Source organism: Bartonella massiliensis (assembly GCF_902150025.1).
Taxonomy (GTDB): Bacteria; Pseudomonadota; Alphaproteobacteria; order Rhizobiales; family Rhizobiaceae; genus Bartonella; species Bartonella massiliensis.
In genome coordinates, this window is sequence record NZ_CABFVS010000012.1 from 1 (window position 1) to 1,188 (window position 1,188).

General features: G+C 34.6%; 1 protein-coding gene. It reads left to right on the top strand.

Annotation, left to right across the window (positions count from 1 at the left end):
* The coding region (locus tag FNZ60_RS03330; protein ID WP_342774751.1) for a type ISP restriction/modification enzyme at positions 1-1,188 on the top strand (1,188 nt) is incomplete at both ends.

The window sequence follows — 1,188 nt, forward strand, 5'->3', positions numbered from 1 at the left end:
AGCCATTAACATTGAATCGACCTATCATAGTCTTATGAAAGGAGAGTACATTCCTTTCAAACATATTGGTTTGGCTGATACGTTTCAGATGCTTAAAGAAAAAGACCTTATGGAAGGTATACTCAAAGAAAACAGTGAATATTTAGAACATCAAAAGAAACTGGATATCAAAGTTATTTTTGGTAACCCCCCTTATTCGGTAGGACAAAAAAACGAAAACGACAATGCAAAGAACAGTCCTTATCCCATATTAGATAACCGTATTCGTGAAACTTATGCCGCTCAATCAAAAGTCACGAACATACGAGCGCTTTATGATAGTTATATTCGTGCTATCCGTTGGGCTAGTGACCGTATTGGTGATGCAGGGGTAATCGGCTTTGTTTCTGGTTCAAGTTACATAGAAAAGCCAACAATGGACAGCTTGCGTAAATCTTTAGCCAAAGAATTTACCAGTATTTACGTGCTCAATTTACGGGGTGATATTCGTAAAAATATGTTAAGCAATGGAGCTGCTCAAGAAGGTGAGAATGTTTTTGGTAATGGAAGTATGACGGGTATTGCCGTAACACTATTTATCAAAAATCCTAATGTCTCTGGAGATTGTAAAATTTACTATCATGATATTGGTAATGATCTCACGACAAAAGATAAACTCACGATTATAGAATCCTTTAGTAGCGTTGATGGCATTACACATGAAAACGGTTGGCAAATAATTATACCTGACAAGTATAATGATTGGATTAATCAACGTGATGAAAGTTTTAAAACATTCCTAGCAATAGGTGTTAAAAAAGGGCATGATAAAAAGCTTTTTGAAACTTATTCTCGTGGTATTATGACAAGTCGTGATACTTGGGTTTATAACTCAAGCCGTGAAGCTTTATCACAAAACATGAGTAATATGATTGTCTTCTATAATAGCGAAGTAGAACGTTTTAATGATACTTATGTATATGCTGATCATAAGTTGCGTGCAAACTCTGCAAATGATTTTGTTAATTCAGATGAAAAAAAGATAAGTTGGAGTCATAATCTCAAACGAGATTTGGTCAAAGAAAAAACTTTTAACTTTGAAAGACATTGCCTTACGCAAAGTCTTTATCGTCCTTTTACACAACAATGGCTTTATTATAGTCGAGATCTTAATGATGGTGTTTATCAAATGCCGCAGATATTTCCTAT